Below are 24,187 nucleotides of genomic sequence, written 5' to 3'. Positions count from 1 at the left end.
TTTCCCTCTCGACAAGAGCTCATCAACACGATCATGCGCGCCATTGCCGAGTACAACGTCGATGCGAAGCCGTTCGCCTGGACGTACACGGGAGATCCGCTCCGTGTTATGTAACCGTACTTTCAGGACGCTACACTAGTATCCTCCGGAGGTCCGCGCTGGAGTCTCTGCCACGGAACACCGGCGCTCAAGGCGCCCCGGCATGCGGCCGGTGCCGACGGTGCCGCGCCGCGCTACCTCCGGGATCAGGAGGCAGGTCGTCTCGGCCCTCCATCCCGGGACGCTGAACGCTCACTCTTTCGTCCACCGCGCGAGCCAATTCGGGAACTCTTTCGGGAGACGTTGGGCAGTCGTGCATGATGAATGGGCCCGTTCCTCGTGAACAGACACAAAGTTGACCATGAGAATAGGGCGCCTCGCGCGGAGGAAGAACGCCATCCCCTGGAGTCTGAGGCTTTCGGGAGGTTGAGATGGTTAGCTCGTTGGGATCAGATCTGAGCGAACGAGCTCAGAGGCTGTTGGTTGTCTCGTATCGGGCCACGCCGAATCAGGGAAGGATTTTTCGATTCGACGCGCCTCATACAACGAGAATCCTGGCGGGCAAACTAGACGAGCAAGGACTTGAATGGCGCGCTGCGCTCGATCAGATGGAGCGGCACGGCCTCGTGCGACGCAAATACGACTCCCTCTACGAGCTGACCGAGCTTGGGGTACAAGCAGCCGCGTTGTTGTCGGCGTCGTGGCCTCGCGACGAGCCGCAAAGCCAATAGACCCGGGTAGCGGTCGCGCCTCCGCGGCCGGACGAACAGGCCGTCGCCCTCTCTCCAGGATGAATGACGACGGGTCGCATGCAGTCCATCTGACCGTCCCGGGTGCCGGCGTGGCGCTGCGGGGTACCATTGCGCTGGAGCAAGGTTTTGCAGGGATGCCGCCGGTACCGGTCCAACGGTTCTGAAGCATGGCCAATTCACGCACGGTTCCCGAATCATTCATACACCCGCGACACGATGCAGTGACGGCAGCGTTTATTGGCTAGGAGGTCAGAAGATGCTGCGCAGTATTGTCTTGCTCGGACTGCTGCCGATCCTGATCGTCGCGCAAGCGCCGCCAAAATTACCGACGGTCCGATACGTGGCCGGAGCTACGGCCACGTTCGCGACGCACACTCAACTCACAGGCTACAACTTTGCGTGGGGTCCCTCCGACGGCGAATTCGGCGCAATCCCTGCCGGAGGGGGGCGCTACATGTTCTACGGCGCCGGCGGATCCGCGTTCGCGTGCAATCGCACGAGGGGACCGATCATCGAGGGAGCATTCGCGTTCACCGGCACGCTCGATCGCGTGAGCGGGGGCGATGGCTGCAAGAAGCTGTTTGGCCCCTCACCGGGTCCAGCGGCTTGGACCTTCGCTCGGGACTACGCGGGCGGCGGCCAAGTCGTTCGCTTCTCCGGCGGCGGCAAGTCGGGGTGGCTGATGGTGTTGCACGGCGAGTACTGGTGGCAAAATCCGAATACACCGGATCACAAGTGCTCGGGCGCGGCTTGTTTCTATTCCTCGCTCGGTCTCGCGATGTCTACCGACGGCGGCCAAAGTTTCAAGGTCGTAGGGGAGATCGTCCAGCCGAGCCCGCCGCGCTCCTATTTCACGGGCGGTGGGAATAGCATGCCCATCGGTTACGGCTCGTTGATCGTCGCCGACGCAGACGGCAAGCACCTCGACAATCCGCCGGCGGATCCGAGTCGGGCATATTTTTACACCTTCTATACCGACTTCACTCCCGGCTTGCCGGGCGTATGCGCGACGGCCGCCTGCCTGGCCGTCGCGCGCGCCCCGTACGGCGAGCTCGTCGAGGCCGTACTATCCAACGATCCGCACAGGGTCGCAAAGGCGTTCCACAAGTACGACGGAGCCTCGCCCGATCCGTGGATGCAACCCGCTACCAGCGACACGCTCGATAATTCCGTCGGGGCCGGGAAGTTCGCGCCGCTGTGGACCCAAGACACCGGCGGGCAACCAACGGTGTTGTATGATCACGCGTTCGACGTTTACTTGGCGGCCTACGTCTTCGGCGGCGGTGCGCTCGGCATTCGCATACGTGCCTCAAGAGATTTGATCCACTGGTCGGGACCGATCGGCGCCCCGATCCAAGAGCCTGGACGTACGCTTTACTATCCCACGCTCTTAGGGGAGACGGGAGAACCGACCATCGGTGGGCCCGCACCGCGTCTCTATTTCACTAGTTTTGCCACGTTCCCCGACTATGGGTCGTCAGTCTTCGAGACCATCCAGCTGACGTTGTCGTCGCCGTAAGAAACCGTCGCTAGAGGCCCTTCACCGACTGCGCCCGTGGTCGATCGGTTTCCCGCCGTCAGGTGATCCGATGTCAGGTATGAGGGCGTCGAGATTCCCGTTCAGCACCGCGGGTCGGCCAATGTGGTCGCCCGGCAGATGCGACATTACTCGGCGGGGTTCACGCTGCAGACGTACGGACACCTGATCGAGACAGCAACCCGCCGGAGAGATTCGAACCTGCACTCAATTTGGACTTGTCCGGCGCTCCGCTCGGTGCAGCACCGTGCAGTTCTGTTCTATCGGGACAAGGACCAGACCCCTTACAGGACGGCACTTCTGGCGATGCCGTGCAACCAGGCGCGGAAATGTTTATGGTGGAGGCGGCGGGAATCGAACCCGCGTCCTGAAGCCGCGAGGGCAGGGCATCTACGCGCGTATCCTGTGATTTGATGTCGCGGAGCCGGGCTCCCACAGGCCGGATCCCGATCCCGCCAGCTCTCTAGGTCTTAGCCGGCCCCCTCGGAGCGAAGAGGACCGGAGCAGCCGGCTTGTTGACGCTCACTCCCCGCCCGCCGACCCTGCGGGGGGAGCGACGCTACTTATTAAGCAGCGTAGGCTAGCTGGTTGTTATCGGCGTGTATGCGCCGTCCAGTTGTTTAACGAGGGCCTGGACCACCTCGGCGCGCCACCCTGCTTCTGCCTGCCCAGTCGAGACCGTTCGCCCCCAAACGCTGACGTTGCCGAAGCGGCATACCCCAACTCCGGCCTTCTTCATTATAACATCCGCGGTCTAGACGACTCCTGCCCGCGGTGGCCGCTGCGCGTGTGGATTCTAGCGCGTCAGTCGACGCGCTTCTGGAACCGGTTGATTGCCAGCGCGAAGACGGCGACGCCGATCGTGACCATCGGGATGATCTGCCGCCAGAGGTACTCCAACCCCACACCCTTGATCAGGATGCCACGGAGGATGATGACGAAATACGTGAGCGGAAACACGCTGCCTACGGCTTGGAGGGCGGGGGGCAGCGATTCCCGCGGGAAGATGAATCCGGAGAGGAGAATGCCGGGCATCAGGATGAGCTGCGTCATCTGTGCCGCCTGCTGAAAGGTCTTCGAGACCGTGGAGATCAGCGCGCCGATCCCGAGCGTGCTGAAGAAGAACGCCAGGGACACCGCATACAGGAGTGCCAGGCTGCCCTTGATCGGCATATGGAACCAGAGGTTGGCCAGCAACAACGTCAGCGTGATCTGTACGTACCCGAGGCCGACGAGCGGGATCACCTTGCCGAGCATCAGCTCGAGGCGGGTGATGGGCGTCACCACGAGCTGCTCCATCGTCCCCAACTCGCGCTCACGCACGATCACGATGATCGCCTGGAAGGTCGTGACGAACATCAAGACGATGGCGATGACGCCCGGCACGATGAAGTTGACGTTGTCGAGCGTGGGATTGTACCACGCCCGGGCTCGGACGTCGATCGGCAGCGCGCCGGGAGCGACGCCGGTCAGCCGTTGCGTCTGCTGGACGACGAGCTGGGTCGAGAGCGTCTGCCCGATGCCGGACGCGAGGGCGAGCACCGTGCGTGCCGACGTCGGCTCGGAGGCGTCGACGATCACCTCGACTTCGGCGCCGCGTCTGCCGCGAAGGCGGGCCGCGTAGTCCGGCGGGATCCAGATGCCGATCTTCGCTTGCCCTCCGTCGATCAGGGCGCGGACCTGATCGAATCCCGTGGTGTAGTATGTGAGGTCGACATAGGTGGTGTTGGCGAAGGCGTTGAGCAGCGTCCGGCTTTCCGGCGTCCGGGACTCGTCGAAGACCGCGGTGGCGATGTGCGTGACGTCGTTCGTGAGGTAGCCGTAGAGCATCAGCTGCATGATCGGCAGCGTGATGATCGTGGCGAGTGTCCGCCGATCCCGGAGAATCTGGATGATCTCCTTGCGGATGATGCTGCCGAGACGCCGCATGTTCATGGACGCCCTCCGGTTGTCGGCGCGTCCGCGGCTCCGCCGAGCCGCTCCACCAGGGATACGAAGGCGTCCTCCAGCGACGGTGCGACCGGCGCGATGCGGTCGACCGCCACCCCCTGGTCTGCGAGCGCTCGCCGGAGGGCCGGCGCCGCCGCGTCGCCGTTCTCCACGGTCACGTGGATCGTCCGTCCGAAGAGGGCAGGTTCGCTCACGCCGGGGCGCGCGGCCAGCACGTCGAGCGCCCGAGCGTACTGCGTCGTGACGATTTCCAGGAGCTCGCCGGACATGGCGCGCCGCTTGACCTCGTCCGGCGTGCCCATCGCGATGATCCGCCCGGCGAAGATGAAGGCCAGGGTATCGCAGTGTTCCGCTTCGTCCATGTAGTGGGTGGTGACCATGACGGTCACGCCGCTTTCGGCAAACTGGCCGATGAGATCCCAAAACTCCCGGCGGCTGACGGGGTCGACCCCGCTCGTCGGTTCGTCGAGGAAGACCATCTGGGGACGGTGGAGCACGGCGCAGCCAAACGCGAGCCGCTGCTTCCATCCGCCCGACAGTGCGCGGGCGGGCATGTGCTCGCGGCCGCGCAGGCCGGCGCGGGCGATCCACTCGGCCGTGCGCGCGCGCGCCTCGGTGCGGGAGAGGCCGTATACTCCGGCGTAGAACGAGAGGTTCTCCTGGATCGTCAGGTCGTCGTACAGGCTGAAGCGCTGGGACATGTACCCGATTCGTTCCTTGATCTGCTCCGGGTCGCGCACCACGTCGTACCCCAGCACCTCCGCGTGCCCGGTCGTCGGGCGGAGAATGCCGCACAACATGCGGATCGTCGTCGACTTTCCCGAACCGTTGGGGCCGAGAAACCCCCAGATGGCACCGGCGGGGATCTCGAACGTCAGGTGATCGACGGCCACGAACGTGCCGAAGCTCCGCGTGAGCTCGTGCGCCCGGACGGCGACGCCCCGATCAGCCACGGGCGGTCTCCGGCGCAGGCGGCGTCCCCGCGCGTCGTTCGGTAATCATGGAGACGAAGACGTCTTCCAGAGAGGGAGGGATCTGTGCGATGCGCCCTACCTCGATGGCTTCGTCGGTCAGGCGCCGGGTGAGGATGGGGATCGCGCCGGCGGCATCCGCGACCACGATGTGGAATCGGTCCCCGATCACGGTCTCGGAGAGGACCTCCGGTGCGCGTTGCAGGATTCGGCGGGCGGCGGCTCTCGGTTCCGCGACGAGCTCGACCACTTCCCCGCGGATCCGTCGTTTCATCGCCCCCGGGTCCTCGATGGAGATCAGCTGGCCGCCGAACAGCAACCCGACGGTGGTGCACCGCTCCGCCTCGTCCATGTAGGTCGTGCTGACCAGAATCGTCACGCCGCCTCGGTTCAGTTCGTAGAGAATGCGCCAGAACTCGCGCCGCGACACCGGATCCACCCCGGCCGTCGGTTCGTCGAGGAGCAGCACGTCGGGCTCGTGGATCAGGGTGCAGGCCAGCGCCAGTTTCTGTTTCATGCCGCCCGACAGCTGTTGGGCGAGACGGTTGCGAAACTCCGTGAGCCCGCTGAACTCGAACAGTCGGCGGCTTCGCGACTCGCGGGCGGCCCGAGGCACGGCGTAGAGGTCGGCGTAGAAGTTGAGGTTCTCCTGCACCGTCAGGTCGCCGTACAGGCTGAACCGCTGCGGCATGTATCCGAGATGCACCCGCACCCGCTCGGGGTCGCGGGTGAGATCGATGCCCGCGACGATGATTGTGCCGCTTGTCGGTGGGATCGCGCCGCAAAGCAGTCTGAGCGTCGTGGTCTTGCCAGCGCCGTCGGGGCCGAGCAGCGCGACGATCTCGCCGCGGGCGATCTCGAAGGACAGGTCCTGCACCGCGGTTCTCCCGCCGAACCGCCGCGTCAGCCCCCGCACCAGGATCGCCGGGCCCTCGGTTGGGGTCATCGGGCCGGCCCTCCGGGCTCGGTGCCGACGACAATCTCTGCGTCGGCCGGCATGCCTGGCTTGAGGCGATCGTCGGAGTTGGTCAGGCGGATTTTGACGCCGAACGCGAGCTTGACGCGGTCCTCCCGCGTCTGGACGTTCCCCGGCGTGAACTCACCGCGGCTGCTGATCTCCTCGACGCGTCCCTCGAACACCCGGCCTGGAAAGCTGTCGATGCTGACGTGCGCGACCTGCCCCACCTTGACGCGCGCGATCTGGTCTGCCGGTACGTACGCCCGCAGCCAGATGTCGCTGAGATCGATCAGCGTGTACAACGGCGTGCCCGCCGCGACGACCTCGCCTTCCTCCACGTTTCTGGTTTGCACCACCGCGTCCCGGGGAGCGGTGATGACGTTGTGGCCAGCGATGACCCGGACGTAGTCCAGATTTGCCCGGGTCTGCGCGAGCGCGGCCTCGGCGGCGGCCAGTGCCTGTCGGCGCTGGGCGACGACCGTGTACCCGCTCTCGGCGTTGCGGAGTCCCGCTTCTGCCTGCGCCAGATTGGCGCGGGCGGCCTCGACCGCCTTGCGCTGGATCTCCACTTGCATGAGGTTCGCACGCGCAGAGGCGACGGCCGCCTGCGCCTGGGTCACCGCGTCCGCGGCACTGTGGTTCTGCGCCACCGCGGCGTCGTAGGCCGCCTGTACCGCGTCGACCTGGGTTGCGGCCACGGCGCCCTCGCCGAACAGGGTCCGCTGACGGGACAGATTGTTGCGCGCGGTCGCCAATGTCGATCGAGCGGAGCCGACCTGGGCCTGCGCGGCACGCAGTTGCGCTTCGGCGGAGGCGACCGCCTCCCGGGATGTCTGTTCCTGGATGGCCAGCGCCGTTTCCGATTGGGGGATGCCGGTTCCGGCTGCGGCGACCTGCGCGGCGGCCTGGCTGACCTGCGCTGTGGTCGCCTGCTGCTGGGACAGGACCGCCTGCTGCCCCTGCGCGACCTGGGCGACGGCCTGGGCGACCGCCGCCTGGGCCTGTGTTACCTGTGCGGTGGCTTCCTGGGGCTCCAGTTCCGCCAGCACCTGATCGGTCCGGACCCGATCTCCTTCGTTGACGACCAACCGGATAATGCGGCCGGCCACCTTGGGGCTGACGTCGATCTCCGTCGCCTGAATCGAGCCCGACGCGAATAGCCGATCGGTGGAGGCGTGGTCTTCATGGAGGCGCCAGCCGGCCCATGCCGCGAGCCCGACGGCCGCGAGCACCAGCGCGGTGACCCCGAGGACGCGGGGTCGAGGCGTGCGAAAGCGTGGGGCATCTGCGGCCATCAGGGAGTCACCTCGCCGTTCGACAAAATCTCGATGTGCGCCGGCATGCCGGGCTGCAGCCGGTGCCCGGGGTCGGCGATCCGGACCTTGACCCCGAACACGAGCTTCACCCGGTCTTCCTTCGTCTGGACGTTGACCGTGGTGAACTCCGGTGTGTCGTTGACCTGCGTCACGCGGCCCGTGAACACCTCGCCCGGGAGCGTGTCGATCGTGGTCCGCGTCGGTAGTCCGATCTTGACGAGGCCGATCTGGTCCTCTCGTACGTACACACGCGCCCACAGATCCGTCGGGTTGATCAGGGTGTAGAGCGCCGCGCCGGCCGGCACGACTTCACCTTCCTCGACGTTTTGGGTCTGGATCACCCCGTCGCGGGGAGCGACGATCGTGTTGTGTCCGGCGACGAGTTCGACATACATCAAGTTGGCGCGGGCCTGCGCGAGCGCGGCCTCGGCGGCCGCCAGCAACTGCCGCTGTTGGGTCACGACCGTGTAGCCCGACTCGGCGTTGCCGAGGATGGCCTGGGCTCGCGCCACGTTCGCCTGTGCGGCTTCCACCGCGCGGCGCTGGATCTGGACCTGCATCAGGTTGGCCCGGGCGGCGGCGAGATCCGCGCGCGCCTGCGTCACGGCCTCCCCGGCGCCGCGATCCTGCGCGACTGCAGCGTCGTACGCGGCCCGCGTGGCGTCGACCTGATCGGCCGCGACGGCACCCTGCGCGAACAGCGCGTTCTGGCGAGCGAGGTCGTGCTCGGCGGTGGCCAGTCCGGAGCGGGCCGATCCGACCTGCGCCTGCGCGGCGCGGAGCCGAGCCTCGGCCGCCGCGACCGCTTCGCGCGAAGTCCGGTCTTCGATCGCCAGGGCGGTTTCCGATTGGGGGATGCCGGTGCCGGCCGCCGTGACCTGCGCGGCGGCTTGGGCGACCTGCGCGTCGGTGGTCTGCTGCTGCGCCACGACGGTCTGGCGGGCCTGTGACACCTGCGCTCCGGCCTGCGCCACGGCGGCCCGGGCCTGCGCGACCTGCGCGCCCGCCTCCTGCGGTTCCAACTCGGCAAGGGCGGAGCCGCTCCGGACCTGCTGCCCGTCGCGCGCCATCATGCGGAGCACCCGGCCCGGGACACGGGTGGTCACGTCCACGGTGGTCGCTTCAATCGAGGCGGAGCCCAGGATCCGCGCGGGCGCGCGGGATTGCCCATACAGCCACCACCCTACCCCCACGGCGGCAGCCGCGACCACCAAGCCACCGGCGACCGCGACGTGGATTGACCGCCGCCCTCGTGGCGAGCCGATTCTGTTCGGGGCCTCGTCTCTTGTCGGCCCCTCGGTTGCCGCTGACACGCGTGCATCGTCCGGCACGATGGGATCCTCGACACGTTCTGTCCGGGCGCTCGGCCCGCCACTAGGCTATCAGGGGCCCGTTGGAACCGGGATCGGGTGCCGACCTGATCCCGCCGGCCGGGCGGTCTGATTCCATCCGGCGGGCGCCCGGCAGGGTCCCCGGGGCTTCCGCGGTGCCGCGTGGGCGACGCAGGATCGCCTGGGGATCCCGCACCGGGGTACCCTCGGGCTAGCGTTCGGGGTCGTAAGGGAGGCCGTCGGAGGCCGGGGGCGTCGTGCGCCCCACGACCCCGGCGAGCACCAGCACGGTCGCAGCGTACGGAAGAATCAAGAGCAGGTCTTTCGAGATCCTCGAGACACCTTGGAGTTGAAACGATAACGCGGTCGTGAAGCCAAAGAGCACCGATGCCCAAAACGCACCCCAGGGGCGCCATCCGCCGAAGATGACGGCGGCAAGCGCGATGAATCCGCGTCCGGCCACCATGTCCGGGCTGAAGCTGTTCAAGATGCCCACCGAGAGGTCCGCGCCGCCGAGTCCCGCCACGGCGCCCGCCGCGACGACCGCCCAGAACTTGACGCGGAGCACCGGCACGCCGGCGGCGTCGGCGGCTCTCGGATGCTCGCCGACGGCGCGCCAGCGTAGTCCGAGCGGCGTCCGGAACATGACCCAGTTGGCGACGACGAGGACCCCGAAGAAGAGATACACGAGCGCCTGGTGATTGTCGAGGACCTCGCCGATGAACGGGACGGCGCTCAGGCCCGGCAGCGTCCACGTCGGGACGGGCGGCGTGCTCGTCGGGGTGCCGAGCGGGCCGTAGATCGTGTTGAAGAGAAAGCCCGTGATCCCGACGGCCAGGATGTTGATCGCGAGCCCGCAGATGATGTGGTCGGCCCTGAGATAAACGGTCGCCCACGCGAGCGCGCCCGCGGCCAGGGCAGCCGCGGCGAGAGCCGCGAGGAGCCCGAGCCAGACGTTTCCCGTCAACGCCGAGATCGCCACGGCCGTGAAAGCCCCGATCGCCATCTTGCCTTCGAGCGCGATGTTCACGACCCCCGCGCGTTCCGAGAACACCCCGCCGAGCGCAGCGAACGCGATCGGGACCGCCAGGACGAGCGTCGAGGTCCAGAGCTGCGGGTTGACCAGCCAGTCGAACATCACGTCGGCCTGCGAGAGAGCGCAGGGCGGGTGGGCCGGACGTACCGGAGCAGTCCCTCCGCGGCGATGAAGAAGATGATCAGCCCCTGGATCACGTCCACGAGGTGGAACGGGACGCCGGCGTTGAGCTGCATGGTGTTGCCGCCGCTCGCGAGCGCGCCGAACAGCACCGCGGCGACGAGCACCCCGAACGGGTTGTTGCGGGCCAGCAGCGCGACCACGATGCCCGTAAAGCCGGCCTCGGTGCCGAAGCTATCGTAGAGGCGATGGTCCACCCCCAGCACCTGCACGGCGCCGGCGAAGCCGGCGATCGCTCCGCTCAGCGCCAGTGCGGTGAGGACCGCCCACGCCGGGTTGATCCCGGCGTAGCGCGCGGCGCGTGGGTTGAGCCCGGTCACGCGCAGCGCGAAGCCGAGCGCCGTCCGCTGCATGAGGAACCAGACGGCCACGGCCGCGAGCGGCGCGAGCACGAGGCCCCAGGAGAGCTGGCTGCCGAGGACCAGCGTCGGCAGCGTCGCGCTCGCCGCGATTTCGGGCGACTGGGGAACGAAGCCGGGCGCCTGCATCGGTCCGCCTTCGATCAGGTAGTGGCCGAAGTACACGGCGGCGTAGGTCATCATCAGCGTCGTGATGACCTCGTTCGCGCCGCGGTACGCCTTCGCGAGCCCCGGAACGATCGCCGCCCACGCCGCGCCGGCGACGGTGCCCGCCACGAGCGCCCCCGGTAGGTGCACCCACGTCGGCGCCTGGACACGGAATCCCACCCACGCGGCCGCGATCGCGCCGAGCCAGAACTGGCCCGAGGCGCCGATGTTGAACAGCCCGCTTTGAAACGAAAGGGCGACCGCCAGCCCGGCGAGCATGAGCGGCAGCGCTCGCGCAAGCGTGGTCGCGACCGCGTAGCCGCTTCCGAAGGCGCCGGCGAGCAGCGACCCGTACGCCGCGATCGGGTCGTGTCCGAATCCGGCAACGAGCGCGCCGCCCATGACGATGGCCAAGCCCGTGGCGATCAGCGGCCAGAGCCGCTCGGATGTCACAGCTGCGTACCGGCCATCAGCAGGCCCAGCCGCTCGCGGTCGGCCGCCTCCCGGGTCAGCGTGGCCATGAAACGCCCGCGGTACACCACCGCGATGCGGTCGGCGAGGGCGAGGATCTCGTCGAGATCGAGCGAGAGCAGGAGGACGCCGCGCCCCTCCGCGCGCAGGCGGAGGAGTTGTCGGTGCACGAACTCGGTGGCGCCCACGTCCAGCCCGCGGGTCGGTTGGCTCGCGATCAACACCGTGGGCCCCGCGTCGATCTCGCGAGCGAGCACGACCTTCTGCTGGTTGCCGCCCGACAGCGTCGCGACCGGCGCCCGCGGTCGCGGCGGACGGATATCGTACATCTCCACAATCCGCCCGGCCCGCTCGTACCAGTAGCGCAGGTCGAGCAGGCCACGCCGGGTGTACGGCGGGCCGTGAAACCGCCGGAGCGCGAGGTTCTCGGCGACGGTCATCGGGAGCACAAGCCCGTCCTCTTGGCGATCGCTGGGAATGACCGCGAGTCCCGCCTCGATCCGCCGCCGCGCGTTCAAGCGGTCGAGCCGGGCGCCGCCGAGCCGGAGCGCGCCCCGCGCGGGCACGAGGCCGGCGAGCGCGGCGACGAGCGTCTCCTGGCCGTTGCCCTCCACGCCCGCGATGCCAAGGATCTCCCCCGCGAGGACGTCGAAGCCGAGCGGGCCCAGGCCGGGTGCCGCCAGGTCCTCCGCGGCGAGGAGCGGGGGTCCGGGTGCGCGCGGCGGGCGATCCAGGCCGGTCATGACGTCGCGGCCGACCATTTCGCGCGCGAGTTCGCGCGGCGTCACGTTGCGGGTGTCGTGTGTGGCGATGCGCCTGCCGTGGCGCAGCACCGTGACCCGGTCGCTGATCGCACAGACTTCGTCGAGTTTATGGCTGACGAAGATCACGGACAGCCCGCGCGCCGTGCAGGCGCGAATCGCCCCAAACAGCTCGAGCGTTTCCTGCGGCGTGAGGAGCGCTGTGGGTTCGTCCAAGACCAGCATCCGCGCGTCGCGGTACAGTGCCTTTAGGATCTCCACGCGCTGACGCACGCCGACCGACAGGTCCGCCACCCTGGCCTGCGGCGGTACCTCCATGCCGTAGGCGGCGGAGAGTGCGCGTAGCCGCTCGTGCACGATCTCGAGGTCGAGGGCGAGACCCCGGCGTGGTTCCGCACCGAGCGCGACGTTCTCGGCAACCGTGAGCGCGGGGATCAGCATGAAGTGCTGGTGCACCATGCCGATCCCGGCCACGGCCGCGTCTCGGGGCGACGCCGGGGCGTAGGGCCGGCCCCACAACTCCAACGTCCCCGCGTCGGGGCGCAATAGCCCGTACACGATGTTCATGAGCGTCGACTTGCCGGCGCCGTTCTCGCCGAGGATCGCGTGCACCTCGCCGGGGCGCAGATCGACGTCGACGCCGTTCAACGCACGGACGCCCGGGAACTGTTTGGTCAGTCCCCGGACGCGCAGAACCGGTGGCGGTTCGCGGGAGCCGGCGGGACCCGCCTCGGCGGCCACGCGGGAGCCGGCGGAACCCGTTACTTTCCGGCCGCCGCCGGCATCTGCGGGCTCACCTTGACCGTGCCGTTTGTGATCTGCTGTTTTAGGGCGTCGACCTTGGCCGTCATCCTTGCCGGGACGGCCTTCAGGATGGCGCCGATCCCGACGCCGCCGTTCTGTAGATCAAACGTCTCGGTCCCGCCCTGCAGCGTGCCGTCACGCAGGCGCTTTGCGGTCAGGAACACGGATGTGTCCACGCGCTTCATCGCGCTTGTGAGCACGTTGTTCGGGGCGAGGTACGCCTGATCGCTGTCCACGCCGATCGCCAGGAAGCCCTCCGCCTTGGCCGCCTCGATCACGCCTTCGCCGGTACCGCCGGCGACTTGGAAGACGATGTCGGCGCCGCGGCTGTGCTGCGCGAGTGCGAGCGCCTTGCCGGACGCCGGATCGTTGAAGTTGCCGGTGTAGCCCCGGAGGACCTTGACCTTCGGGTTGACCGCCCACGCGCCTTCGTAGTACCCGGCGATGTAGCTATCCACGGGCGGGATCTGGATCCCGCCGACCACGCCGATCGTGCCGGTGTGGCGCAGCCCGGGCAGCTTCACGCTGGCGTCCTGGTCCACGAGCGCGGCGAGCGCGCCGACCAGGTACCCGCACTGCTCGGTGGAGAACACGGCGCTCGTCACGTTCGGGCGGTCCTTGATCACGTCGTCGATCAGCAGGAAGTGGGTCTTCGGAAAGTCCTTGGCGACCTGCTCGGTGGCGTCTTTCATCAGGAACCCCACCGCGATCACCAGCTGGTAGCCGCTGCGCGCGAAGTTTGTGAGGTTCGGCACGTAGTCGTTCTGCGAGGTGGACTGCACGACGCCGGTCTGGACGCCCAGCTCGCTCTTGGCCCGCTGCAGTCCTTCATAGGACAGTTGGTTGAAACTGCGGTCGTTGAGGCCGCCGATATCGGTGACCAACCCCACCTTGGCCGGTGTCGCCGCCGACGTGCCCGCGGGAATGACTGCCAACACCGCGACGATCAACGCCGCGCATACGCTCCTCATCGCGCGCTCCTCGTTCCCACGACGTCGTTCCAGTGCCACACTACTCGGGGCGGCAGTGGATCCCCTGCTCGCCCGTGGAGGAACAAAGCGGTCCCGACGCGGAACACGACTTCAGGACGCGGAGTGCCCGGAGGCGTCGTCGATGCGTGGACACGGAGCGCGGCAACTTCCGAACGGGTTCCCCGAAAAGCCCCTCATCGGGATGATCCACATGCCCGCGCTCCCCGGCGCCCCAGGGAACACGCTCGCCATGGACGCGCTGGTGCGGTACGCGCTCTCGGAAGCGAGGATACTGGAGCGCGCCGGGCTCGACGCGGTGATCGTCGAGAACGTCGGCGACACACCGTTCTTCAAGGAGCGCGTGCCGCCGGTGACGATCGCCGCGATGACCGCGATCGCCGGGGAAGTCGTCGCCCACACCAAGCTCGCCGTCGGCCTGAACGTGCTGAGAAACGCCTGCGCCGAGGCGCTGTCGATCGCGCATGTGACCGCCGCGCGTTTCATTCGGTGCAACATCATGATCGGCGCGTACGCCACGGACCAGGGCGTGATCGAGGGGTGCGCCGCCGCACTCGCGCGGCTCAAGCACGAGCTCGGCGCCCACGTGCTGATCTTCGGCGACGTCCACGTCAAGCACGCCCACCCGCTCTTCGACGTTCCCATCGAGCACGCCGCGGCCGACCTCGCGGAGCGGGGCGGGGCCGACGCGGTGATCGTCTCCGGGGCCCGGAGCCCGATCCCGCCGGCGGCGGAGACCTTGGATACGGTGCGAGCGGCGGTCGCGCTCCCGGTCCTAGTGGGGAGCGGCGTCGGGCTGGCGAACGTGCAGCAGCTCTATCGGGCATCGGACGGGCTCATCCTCGGGGAACCCGATTTCAAGATCGACGCGGTGTGGGGAGGTCCGAGCGACGAGCGCGCCTACGCAACGGCCGTGCAACGCTGCCGAGGCTAGGGCTCCAGCCAAGCGCGTCGAATCCCTACGGGCAGGGTGCCGCCGCACCCTACGGGGCACGGCGGTCGCGGGCGCCTAACCGCGCCCGGATCATCGATCGGCCGGGCTCGAACGCGAACGTGAGGAGGAACCAGGTGTCGGTCGCACGCGCGCAAGGACAAGACACGGCGACACATCTCACGGGCGGGCAGGCTCTGGTGCAGGGACTCATCGCCCAAGGGGTCGACGTGGTGTTCGGTCTCCCCGGGGTCCAGCTCGATTGGGCGTTCGATGCGTTGCACGCGGCGCGCGACGCGGTCCGAGTGTACCACACCCGCCACGAGCAGGCGGTCTCGTACATGGCCGACGGGTACGCGAGGGTGACCGGGCGGGTCGGCGTGTGCCTGACCGTGCCCGGCCCGGGCGTGCTCAACGCCATGGCCGGCCTGGCGACGGCGTACGCGTGCTCGTCCCCGGTGCTGTGCGTGACGGGACAGATTCCATCCGCCGAGATCGGTGCGGGTCGCGGGCTGCTGCACGAGATCAACGACCAGCTCGTCGCGCTTCGGTCGGTCACCAAGTGGACGGCGGGGGCGACCAAGTCCGAAGACATCCCCGGTATCGTCCACGAGGCGTTCCGACAGCTTCGTACCGGGCGCCCACGACCGGTGGCGGTCGAGATCCCGCCGGACGTCCTGCGGGAGACTGCCGAGATGGCACCGGCGGAGCCGCTGGCGGTCGACCCCCCGGCCGGAGACCCGGACCTGGTCGACCGTGCGGCACGGATGCTCGGGGCCGCGGAGCGCCCGATCATCTTCGCGGGCGGAGGCGTTTTGCGATCCGCCGCGTGGGAACCGCTCCGACAGCTCGCCGCGATGCTGGAAGCTCCGGTCGTGATGACGGAGAACGGGAAGGGCGCCGTGTCCGATCGGCACTACCTCGCGCAGACGATGACGGCGGCGGCGGAGCTGGTGCCGGCATCGGACGTGGTGTTCGTCGTGGGCACCCGGTTCTACCTGCCCTCCCGGTCCGACTGGGGCCCGCGCGCGGGACAGACGGTGATTCAGCTGGACATCGACCCCGCCGAGATCGGCCGCAACTCCGACGTCACCCTGGGACTTCCGGCCGATGCGAAGCGGGGACTCGACGCGCTGGTGGCCGCCGTGCCCCGGCACAACCGGAAGCGGGAGAGCCGTCGGGATGACCTAGAAGCGGTGCGGGCGCGGACGCGCGCGCGGCTGGAGACGGTGCAGCCGCAGGCCGCGTACGCCGCGGCGATCCGGGACGTGCTTCCCGATGATGGGATTCTCGTCACGGAAATGACCCAGGTGGGCTACTGGTCCAACGTCGGGTTCCCCGTCTACGCGCCCCGGACGTACCTCACCTCCGGATATCAGGGCACGCTCGGCCACGGGTTCGCGAACGCCCTCGGCGCGCAGGTCGGCGCGCCCGGCCGGAAGGTCGTCTCGATCAACGGCGACGGGGGGTTCATGTACAACGTCCAGGAGCTCTCGACCGCCGTGCGGCACCGGATCAACGTCGTGGCGATCGTGTTCAGCGACAACGCGTACGGGAACGTCCGGCGGATCCAGCGGGAGTCGTTTGGCGGGCGCGTCATCGCGTCCGACCTGCTGAATCCCGACTTCGTCAGGCTCGCGGAGGCGTTCGGGATGGACGGCATCCGCGTGGGCACGCCCGATGCGCTCCGGAGGACGCTCGGAGAGGCCCTCGCAAACGACCGGCCCGCGCTGATCGAAGTGCCGGTGGAGGAGATGCCGGACCCGCGGGCCGCGGCACGGCCGGGATACCGCGGCTAACGCGCTAGCGCTTCTCGGCCTTCGCGGAGAAACGCGCGGGCGCCGAAAGCAAGCGTCGGGCGCGCCGCGACGCCCATCCCAGCCCGTACCGCCTCACCGTCCACCCGACCCGGCGCACCCCCCGCACCGCCAGGTCGAACGGCAGGGACCAGCCCCGCTGGACTCGCCACCGGCGGCGGTAGTAGCCGGGCATCCCGGCAAGCGTGCGGAGCGCGCCGGTGCCTGGAGGTAGGCTCCGCGAGTGGTCGAGGTAGCCGACACACACGGTCAGCAGTGGCCCCCAGCGCTCAGGTGGCTCGATCCGCGCCGCGTGGACGATGCGATCGGTGAGCGGCACGGGCATGGCGCGAAGCTGTTGCAGCACGCGGTCGGGGATCGGCCCGTCGAGTGTGCGCCGCACGTACGTCAGCCCGGCCCGCAGCGGCGGGATGAACCCGCATCGGCCCGCCTGCGCTAGCAGGCGGGTCCAATCGAGTGCCTCGCCGGAAGTGCTGAGGATGGTCATGACATCCATCACCCAGCGAACCCTCGACACCTCGAACCCGATGGCGCCGCGCACGATCCCGTGCACGCAGACGTGCAGCAACTGGTCCGCCGGTCTCAACGCCCGGGTGGGCGTCCCCAGCGCATCCATCTCGACCGTGTCCTGCCAGAACGGCGCGCTCACGTCGGGCGCGATGCTCTCCGGGAACAACCGCCAGTGCACGTCGAACTCGTGTCCGGCGGCGTCGTGAAATTCCATCTCGGAGTGGCGGTCAGGATGCGCCGTGGCGTCGAGCAGCGCGTCCTCGGGCGCCCCGCACGGGGTAAAGCCATTGCCCCGCAGCAGCTGGATTGCGCTCGACGCCTGGTTCCCCGGAACACAGATGTCGAAGTCCGTCATCGGCCGCATGCCATAGTCTCGGTAGTACTGTAAGACCAGCGCCGCGCCTTTGAGCAACATGCTTGGAATTCCCGCTGCGTGCAGCAACCGCAGTGGGCGGGCCATCGCGTGGAACCGCAGCTGATTTTGATACCAGGTCCGCCGGTAGATGCCTCGGAGCCTCCCCAAGAGCGGATCGGAGACGCCTTGGTCTCTCAGGCTGCAATAGAGTCGGGGGACCAGCCGGTACGACTCACTATCGATGTCGTCGAAGTCGATCGTGGATTTCCATTGGGCCCAGGCGGCGAGGGCCTCGGGGCCGCGCAACAGCGCCGCGCGCAAGAGCAGTTCCTCTTGCCACGTGGGCCAGGGGTCTCGTTTCGCGTATCCGATACTCATGCTCACACGCGCGTCTCCTCCATCGTCATCGCATTATACGGTGCGTTCACGTCGAGTCCTGCCCGCGGCGCTCCCATCGGAGGTATGAACCGGCGGATCTTCTGGGGGACGGGAATGTCTGTTTGAAGAAGGACAATCATGCGAGCGGAGGTCGGGCGCCCGTGCCCTCCGCGGCAGGGGTGTACCATCCCCGCCGACGAATGGGCGTCCAAGCGTCGCACCGGGCGGACGCAGGCACCGGACATCCAGGAGGGGCGACAGCGGTGGCGGACTCGACGGTGAGCGTCATTGTGGCCGTAAAGAACGGCGCGCGGTTTCTGCGCGCGGCGATCGACAGTGTGCTCGCGCAGGACTTGCGTCCCGTCGAGGTGGTCGTCGTCGACGGCGGGTCGGCGGACGACAGCGCCGCGATCGCCGGCTCGTATCCGGCGGTGCGCGTCGTCCCGCAAGCAGGGACGGGGGTCGCGAGCGCCTACAACACCGGTATCGAGGTCACACGTGGCGACATGCTCGCGTTCCTGTCGGCGGATGATCTCTGGACCCCTGACAAGCTGAGCGCCCAGGTTGGGTTTCTCCGCCCCCGGCCTCAGGTCCAGTACGTGACGGCGCGGCTGCGCTTCTTCCTCGAACCGGGGTGCGCGGCGCCCCCGGCTTTCAAGCGCGACCTGCTCGAAGGCGACCACGTCGGTCACATCATGGAGACCCTGCTGGCGCGACGGTCGGTGTTCGACCTCGTGGGGCGGTTCGACTCGCGCCTGTCCACCGCCGAGGACGTCGATTGGTTCTCGCGCGCGCACGACCTGGGGGTCCGCACGGCCGTGGTCGAGCGCGTGCTGCTCCACAAGCGCGTGCACGACGCGAATCTGTCCCTCACCGACGCGGCGTCGAACCGAAATCTTCTCGAGGTCGTCAGGCGATCGCTCGCCCGCAAGCGCGAGCACTTCGTTCAGCCGCCGCCGAGCGCCAATCGGTTGCGCTGACGCCAGAGCACGCGTCGGGGCCGGCCTCGCCGGAGCAGGTCGGGGACCGTGACGGACGTCAACGTGTCGCGCAGGCGGTTGAAGACCAGGTCGAGCGCCTTCAACATGGACGACGGGTCGACCGCATCCCCCCGCAGGGCCGCTTCACTGCCATCGTGGAAGAGCACGATGCTCCCGGGCCGGACGCGCGCTATCACGCGATAGGCGACGACGGCGGGCGCGTCGCCCCGCCAATCTCCGGCGTCCACGTCCCACGCGACCACCTCATGGCGCATCCACAGCGCGTCGAGCCTGGACGCGTCGTCCTGGTCGCCGTACGGTGGTCGAAAGAGCCGTTCGCCGTACGGGGCGATCGCTCTGCCGCAGGCGCCGATCTGTCGGCGGCGTTCCCGGCGCGGCACCTCCGGAAACGAGGGGTGATCCCACGAATGGTTGCCGATAGCATGGCCCGCATCGGCGACCTGCCGCACGAGGGCGGGATACCGCGCGGCCGCCTGTCCGAGCATGAAAAACGTGGCCCGCGCTCGATGCGCCCGGAGTATCTCGAGCACCCGGGGCGTGGACGAGGGGTGCGGTCCGTCGTCGAACGTCAGGGCGAGGACGGGGTCCTGCGTCGACACGCGGATGATCGTCCCCAGCGCCCATTCCGCGGCCGCTGGGCTCCATCGGTGGAAGAGCCCGAGCACGCGCCGGGCCGCGGTCGGGCGATCAGGGCGGGCGTTCATCGACTCGATGTGGTTCCGGGACGGTGGTGGGCGCCCCTGCTCACCGATGGTCCCGTCGGAACATCCTTCAAACCCGCCAAACCCGCGATTTTTGATCCTTTGCGCCCCGGAAAGAATCGTTCGGATGACCAAGGCAGGGTTGGTCCAGGCAGGCGTGTCCTTTTCGATTCACGAAACACAGCCTTAACATATCGTCCATCTTGCGGGGAGCACCGGCCCGCTCGGTCGGGCTGGAGTGTGCGCGGAGGCACGTGTGGAGGTGTCCGGGATGATCACGGTCCTGCGGTTCACGGTCAACACACCGACCGTCGTTCACGAAGTGTTCGACGACGAGGTCGTGATCATCAACCTTGACACGGGCGTCTACTACAGCGTGAACGGTCTCGCCGCTGAGATCTGGACTCGGATCGACGGGGCGACGGCGGGCGGCATCATCGACGACCTTGCGTCACAGTACGCGATGGCCGCCTCTGACGTCGAGGCGTCGGTGCGACCGTTCCTCGACGAGCTGAGCGCGGAGGGTCTCATCGTGCCCGAGCAGCCGGGTTCCCGGGAACGCGGGCGCGACGCCGCCCCCGGAGCGATCACCGTGGCGCCGCGTGTCCCGCAGTTCGAAACCCCGGTGCTCCGGAAATACAACGACATGCAGGAGTTGCTGCTGCTGGATCCGATCCACGAAGTCGACGAGGTCGGCTGGCCGGTGCGGCCGCTCGGTGTACCCGAGCAGCGGCCGAAGGACCGGGCCTAGGCAGTCACTCACCGATGACCGACCGGCCGTTCGTGCGTCTCGCATACGCCGAACCGGGACGCCGCGTGCGGCATCCGGCGGCGGCTCCCAGCCGTCATGCGAACCCTTAACTCCCGCGCTTCCGACGTCGCACCGCCCGACCCGGCCGCGTTCTTTGAGACCGTGCACCAGGCGTTCGGGCGTGCGGAACGCGCGGCCGGAGGGATCGACCGCTGGTATCTCGTGGCCGGCCACCCAGTGCGGCTGCGGTTTGCCGGGCCGACGCTGGTCCCGCTCATCGCCCCGGCGCTCGAGCATTTAGCGACGGCGCCGGTCGCCCGGCCCGCGTTGACCGTGTGCCTGTGGGACGTCGAGTCCTTGCTGCCCCGCGTTCCCGCTCCGCCGTGGCGGATGCACGACGACATCAACAGTCGGGCGTCGCGCAGCTATAGCGACGAGCGCATCCACGCGAGCTTCGATATGGGCACGGGCGTGCTCTCGCTGGTCGACGGGGCCGCGGATCTGGCCGTGTATTGCGTGCGCGACGCCCGTCGGCTTCCGGGATACGAGATCGGCGCTCCGCTCAAACCAATCTTCCAGCGGGCGATGCACGGGCGCGGCGGGCAGCTCGTCCACGCGGCCGCCGTCGGCCGGCCCGACGGGGGGGTGCTGCTCGTCGGAAAAGGGGGATCCGGCAAGTCCACGACCGCGCTGACCTGCCTCGGGACGGAGCTGCTCTACGCCGCGGACGACTACTGCATGCTGTCGACCGATCCGGTTCCCTACGCGCACAGCCTGTTCAACTCCGCGAAAGTGTACGCCGAGGACCTGGGGCGGTTTCCCCGCCTCGCGGCCCTCCCGAGCCGGCTGGACGATCTCGGGATCGACAAGGCGCTCCTGTTCCTGCATCCTGATCAACGCGACTGGATCACGACCGGCTTTCCCGTGCGCGCGATCCTCGTTCCCCAGGTCACGGGTCGGCCGGAGACGTCCGCGGTGCCGATCTCCCCGGCGGCGGCGTTGAAGGCGCTCGCGCCGAGCACGATCTTTCAGCTGGCCGGGATGGACCATTCGACGCTCGGAACGCTCGCCGCCTGCGTGAGGCGCGTGCCGTGCTACGCGCTGCGCTTGGGGTCGACGCTCTCGGCGATCCCCGCGGCGATCCAAGACGTGCTGGCACAGGTGTCGGGGGGCGCACGTTGACCCGCGTGTGCGTCAGCGTGGTCATCCCGGTGTACAATGGCGCGGCGTTCCTCGCCGAGGCGGTGGGGAGCGTCCGCGACCAGGCGGGCGCTCGGCTCGAGGTTGTGATCGTCGACGACGGCTCGACCGACGGAACCGCCGAGGTCGCCAACCGGCTCCCGCAGGCCGGGCTCCGCTATGTGTATCAGGAGAACGCCGGGCCGGCGCGCGCACGAAACCGCGGGTTAGTGCTGGCTCGGGGCGACGTGATCGGGTTCCTCGATGCGGACGACCTGTGGCCCGCGGACCGGCTGCGTCGCCAGATGCGGGCGCTCGACGGCAACGCGTGCGTGGATGTCGTCCTCGGCCGAACCCAGTGCGTGCGACACACCGGCGCCAGCGGAGCGGACCGCCTCGAGGTGTGCTTCCCGCCGTTCGTGTTGCTGTCCCCCACCGCGGCGCTGTTCCGACGTCGCGCGTTTGAACGGGTCGGCACCTTCGACGAAGCGCTGCGCTACGGTGAGGACACCGACTGGTTCATGCGGGCGCGGGAGTGCGGCGTCCCGATTCTCGTCGAGGAAGACATCGCGCTCTTGTACCGTCGGCACGAGCAGAACATGACGCGCGGGCGCACCATGAAGGAGCTGCGGGTCTTGGACGTGCTCAAGCGGTCGCTCGACCGCCGCCGCCGGCATGGCCGCACCGCCGCGTCGCTCCCGAGTCTCACGCCGCCCGCCGCGCCTGGGATCGGTGCGTCTGATCCGCGGGCGGACGAGTAAGGCCATGGCACGCGCGGCGGAACCGGCCGGCCCTCCGTCACCAACGTCTTCGGTCAGCGTCATCATTCCCGTCTACAACGGCGAGCGGTACCTCGGCGACGCCCTCGAGAGCGTGCTGGCGCAAACCGTGCCCCCGATGGAAATCGTGGTGGTCGACGACGGATCGTCGGACGGAAGCGCGGCAGTCGCCGCGCGCTTCCCCGGTGTCCGCTACGTCGCGCAGGGCCACGCCGGACCGGGGGCCGCCCGCAACCGAGGTGTGGCGCTCGCCCGCGGCGCGTTCGTCGCGTTTCTCGACGCGGACGACCTCTGGGTGCGCACCAAGTTGGCGCGCCAGGTCGCGGCCTTTCAGACGGATCCCGCGTTGGACATGGTGTTCGGCCACGCCCGGCAGTTCCACAGCCCGGAGTTGGTTGAGCGCACGAAGGCCAGGATCGCCGGAGCGGGGGCGGTGCTCCCGGGCTTCGTGTTGGGGACCCTCTTGGTGACGCGGGCGTCGTTCGATCGGGTGGGGCCGTTCCCCACGCACACGCGCGTCGGAGAGTTTCTCGATTGGTACGCGCGGGCCAACGACGAGAGGCTCAAGAGCGTCCTGCTCCCCGAGGTCGTGCTGTTGCGACGTTTGCACACCGGCAACCTCGGGTTGCGAGAGCGCGACGCGAGGGCCGACTACGTGCAGATCCTCAAAGCGTCGCTGGATCGGCGGCGCCGGACGGACTGATCGGTCGATCCTGCGCTGGGTCGTGGCCGGGCGCGCACCTCGCGGTTCGAGCAAACGCCGGCCGTCGCCGAACGTCCTCTCTTTGCCGCTAGCGCGCGTCGACGCCCAGGGCACCGAGTCGCAGGGACGCTTCCATCAACGCGCGGGCGTTGTGATAAGGGTCTTTCCAGTCGTGACCCTTCTCGAGGCGGAGCGGCCGGCCATCCCACGTGGTCGCTTCGTACCAGTCCCCACCGTCGTGGTCGGTTTGATAGCGCCAGATCCAGTCGAACTGTCTTTCGAAGGCGATGAGATACTTCGCTGCGCCAGTCCAGCGATAGGCCTCCAGGGACGCGACCAGCATCTCAGCCTGCTGCCACCAATGCTTCGTCAGACGGTCGGCCGGCAGGTAGACAGCCAGACCTACTGCACCGGCCGGAGGACCGTACTGCGCCAGCCCGCCGCGCCAATGGTCGAAACCGAACACCAGCGCGTGGTCGATCAGTCCGAGGACCCGTCGGCGTATCGGTTCGCGCGGCTGGCCGAGGAGATCGATCGCGCGGAGGATGAGCCACGCCAACTCCACCTCGTGTCCGTACGAGATCCGCAATCGGCGTCGCGGGGGGACCCAAGCGTGCCAGGTCCGGTCGAATTCGTCCCAAGCGCCACCGTGGTGGGGGTGGATCGTCTTCGCCAGCAGAAGGTCGACGAGTCCGCGGAGCGCGCGACTATGTGCTTCCCGCCCCGACGCCTCGGCGAGCGTGATCAGGGCCTCCATGACGTGCATGTGCACGTTCAGCGTCTTGCGCTCGCCGCGCCAGTCCGCGATCGGCGACCAGTCACGTGCGAATTCCTCTCTGAAGCCGAGGGCTCCGTCGGTCGCCTTCGCGATGAGGGTGTCGAAGGTCCGCTCTGCCCACGCGAGAACCTGCCGGTCGCCGGTGGCCAACGCGTACTCCGCCAACCCGTATATCGCAAACGCCTGCCCGTACACACTCTTGCGGTCGTCCAGCGGCAAGCCGTTTCGGCTCACCGTCCAGACGAAGCCCTCGTGCTCGCCGTCCCACATCCGGTCGACCAGGAAGCGCACGCCCTGATCCGCGAGCTCCAAGTATCCTTGGTCGGTCAGTCCGTACCGGTGGGCGGCCGCAAGCGTCCAAATCATCCGCGCCTGCATCACCAGGTACTTCTCCGTCGGACCGAGGCGATCGCCGGCGCGGCCAAGATGCGTGATGAATCCGCCATACTCCGGGTCCGGAGCGTGACGGGCCCAGAAGGGTAACACGTTCTCGGCCAAGTCCCGCTCGATGCACGACCGAATCGCGCCCAAGTGGGCCGCCCCCGGCGGCGGGCCGCCTCGGGCGCGGCGGAGCGTCGGGAGTCTCGCGAAGATGTAGGCGTCCTCCGCGCACCGCTGCCCGAGTTCGAGCGCGCCCCCAATCAAACGCCGGCCCCTCCGGGCGGCGGGCCTCAGCAGCGCGCGGAGTTCAGCCACCGGCGCG

General features: G+C 68.5%; 21 protein-coding genes and 1 other RNA gene. 9 read left to right on the top strand and 13 right to left on the bottom strand.

Going from position 1 to position 24,187, the window contains the following annotated elements; genetic code table 11:
• Positions 1-470: 470 nt before the first annotated feature.
• Together VKZ50_06550 and VKZ50_06545 are read left to right on the top strand one after the other, a co-directional pair.
• Positions 471-770 carry a hypothetical protein gene (locus tag VKZ50_06550; protein ID HLJ59371.1) on the top strand — a complete coding sequence of 100 codons (300 nt, stop codon included), beginning with the start codon at positions 471-473 and terminating at the stop codon, positions 768-770.
• A 277-nt stretch (positions 771-1,047) separates the two neighbouring features.
• The gene (locus tag VKZ50_06545) at positions 1,048-2,310 is read left to right on the top strand and encodes a hypothetical protein (GenBank protein HLJ59370.1); all 1,263 of its coding nucleotides are present in this window, start codon (positions 1,048-1,050) and stop codon (positions 2,308-2,310) included.
• Positions 2,311-2,664: 354 nt separating this feature from the next.
• Here VKZ50_06545 and ssrA read toward each other — a convergent pair.
• From ssrA to VKZ50_06495, 10 genes are all read right to left on the bottom strand, one after another.
• Positions 2,665-3,018, bottom strand: a transfer-messenger RNA (tmRNA) gene (gene ssrA / locus VKZ50_06540).
• Positions 3,019-3,132: 114 nt separating this feature from the next.
• Entirely contained in the window at positions 3,133-4,263 is a 1,131-nt protein-coding gene (locus tag VKZ50_06535) for an ABC transporter permease (protein HLJ59369.1), read from the bottom strand.
• Positions 4,260-5,231 (bottom strand): ABC transporter ATP-binding protein, encoded by a 972-nt coding sequence (locus tag VKZ50_06530; protein HLJ59368.1) that lies wholly within the window; start codon positions 5,229-5,231, stop codon positions 4,260-4,262. The genes VKZ50_06535 and VKZ50_06530 overlap by 4 nt, the downstream gene beginning before the upstream one ends.
• On the bottom strand, positions 5,224-6,195 hold the full coding sequence (locus tag VKZ50_06525) for an ABC transporter ATP-binding protein (GenBank protein ID HLJ59367.1): 972 nt from the start codon (positions 6,193-6,195) through the stop codon (positions 5,224-5,226). Before VKZ50_06525 ends, VKZ50_06530 begins: the two co-directional genes overlap by 8 nt.
• Positions 6,192-7,502, bottom strand: a complete 1,311-nt coding sequence (locus tag VKZ50_06520; GenBank protein ID HLJ59366.1) for an efflux RND transporter periplasmic adaptor subunit — start codon at positions 7,500-7,502, stop codon at positions 6,192-6,194. Before VKZ50_06520 ends, VKZ50_06525 begins: the two co-directional genes overlap by 4 nt.
• Positions 7,502-8,734, bottom strand: coding sequence for an HlyD family efflux transporter periplasmic adaptor subunit (locus VKZ50_06515; GenBank protein HLJ59365.1), 1,233 nt, complete (start codon positions 8,732-8,734; stop codon positions 7,502-7,504). The genes VKZ50_06520 and VKZ50_06515 overlap by 1 nt, the downstream gene beginning before the upstream one ends.
• Before the next feature lie 331 nt (positions 8,735-9,065).
• Positions 9,066-9,992: an ABC transporter permease gene (locus VKZ50_06510; protein HLJ59364.1), complete on the bottom strand. Its 927-nt coding sequence runs from the start codon at positions 9,990-9,992 to the stop codon at positions 9,066-9,068.
• Entirely contained in the window at positions 9,992-11,029 is a 1,038-nt protein-coding gene (locus tag VKZ50_06505) for an ABC transporter permease (protein HLJ59363.1), read from the bottom strand. Before VKZ50_06505 ends, VKZ50_06510 begins: the two co-directional genes overlap by 1 nt.
• The gene (locus tag VKZ50_06500; protein HLJ59362.1) at positions 11,026-12,549 is read right to left on the bottom strand and encodes an ABC transporter ATP-binding protein; all 1,524 of its coding nucleotides are present in this window, start codon (positions 12,547-12,549) and stop codon (positions 11,026-11,028) included. The genes VKZ50_06505 and VKZ50_06500 overlap by 4 nt, the downstream gene beginning before the upstream one ends.
• Before the next feature lie 20 nt (positions 12,550-12,569).
• Complete coding sequence (locus VKZ50_06495; protein ID HLJ59361.1) at positions 12,570-13,583, bottom strand: BMP family ABC transporter substrate-binding protein; 1,014 nt, start codon at positions 13,581-13,583, stop codon at positions 12,570-12,572.
• Positions 13,584-13,725: 142 nt separating this feature from the next.
• On the opposite strand from VKZ50_06495, the gene VKZ50_06490 reads away from it, so the two are divergent.
• Together VKZ50_06490 and VKZ50_06485 are read left to right on the top strand one after the other, a co-directional pair.
• Entirely contained in the window at positions 13,726-14,535 is an 810-nt protein-coding gene (locus tag VKZ50_06490) for a BtpA/SgcQ family protein (protein ID HLJ59360.1), read from the top strand.
• Positions 14,536-14,669: 134 nt separating this feature from the next.
• Entirely contained in the window at positions 14,670-16,331 is a 1,662-nt protein-coding gene (locus VKZ50_06485) for a thiamine pyrophosphate-dependent enzyme (protein HLJ59359.1), read from the top strand.
• Positions 16,332-16,335: 4 nt separating this feature from the next.
• Here the strand turns inward: VKZ50_06485 and VKZ50_06480 are convergent, their stop codons facing one another.
• A complete protein-coding gene (locus VKZ50_06480; protein HLJ59358.1) occupies positions 16,336-17,592 on the bottom strand; it encodes a nucleotidyltransferase family protein in 1,257 nt (418 codons plus the stop codon).
• Positions 17,593-17,855: 263 nt separating this feature from the next.
• Between VKZ50_06480 and VKZ50_06475 the strand changes: the two genes are divergently transcribed.
• Complete coding sequence (locus VKZ50_06475) at positions 17,856-18,572, top strand: glycosyltransferase (protein HLJ59357.1); 717 nt, start codon at positions 17,856-17,858, stop codon at positions 18,570-18,572.
• On the opposite strand, the gene VKZ50_06470 is transcribed toward VKZ50_06475, so the two are convergent.
• Complete coding sequence (locus VKZ50_06470; GenBank protein HLJ59356.1) at positions 18,539-19,297, bottom strand: polysaccharide deacetylase family protein; 759 nt, start codon at positions 19,295-19,297, stop codon at positions 18,539-18,541. The genes VKZ50_06475 and VKZ50_06470 overlap by 34 nt on opposite strands.
• A 268-nt stretch (positions 19,298-19,565) precedes the next feature.
• Here VKZ50_06470 and VKZ50_06465 point away from each other — a divergent pair, with 268 nt between their 5' ends.
• The 4 genes from VKZ50_06465 (at position 19,566) to VKZ50_06450 (ending at position 22,706) form a co-directional block, all read left to right on the top strand.
• Positions 19,566-20,045, top strand: a complete 480-nt coding sequence (locus VKZ50_06465; protein HLJ59355.1) for a PqqD family protein — start codon at positions 19,566-19,568, stop codon at positions 20,043-20,045.
• 96 nt (positions 20,046-20,141) lie between these two features.
• The gene (locus tag VKZ50_06460; GenBank protein ID HLJ59354.1) at positions 20,142-21,227 is read left to right on the top strand and encodes a serine kinase; all 1,086 of its coding nucleotides are present in this window, start codon (positions 20,142-20,144) and stop codon (positions 21,225-21,227) included.
• A 5-nt stretch (positions 21,228-21,232) separates the two neighbouring features.
• Positions 21,233-21,985 (top strand): glycosyltransferase, encoded by a 753-nt coding sequence (locus VKZ50_06455; protein ID HLJ59353.1) that lies wholly within the window; start codon positions 21,233-21,235, stop codon positions 21,983-21,985.
• 4 nt (positions 21,986-21,989) lie between these two features.
• Positions 21,990-22,706, top strand: a complete 717-nt coding sequence (locus VKZ50_06450) for a glycosyltransferase family A protein (protein HLJ59352.1) — start codon at positions 21,990-21,992, stop codon at positions 22,704-22,706.
• Positions 22,707-22,794: 88 nt separating this feature from the next.
• On the opposite strand, the gene VKZ50_06445 is transcribed toward VKZ50_06450, so the two are convergent.
• Positions 22,795-24,180, bottom strand: coding sequence for an AGE family epimerase/isomerase (locus tag VKZ50_06445; protein ID HLJ59351.1), 1,386 nt, complete (start codon positions 24,178-24,180; stop codon positions 22,795-22,797).
• Positions 24,181-24,187: the final 7 nt, after the last annotated feature.

It is taken from the genome of bacterium, from assembly GCA_035295165.1.
Classification (GTDB): Bacteria; Sysuimicrobiota; Sysuimicrobiia; order Sysuimicrobiales; family Segetimicrobiaceae; genus JAJPIA01.
The sequence above is the reverse complement of the archived record's forward strand: the minus strand, read 5'-3'. Positions and strand labels throughout refer to the sequence as shown.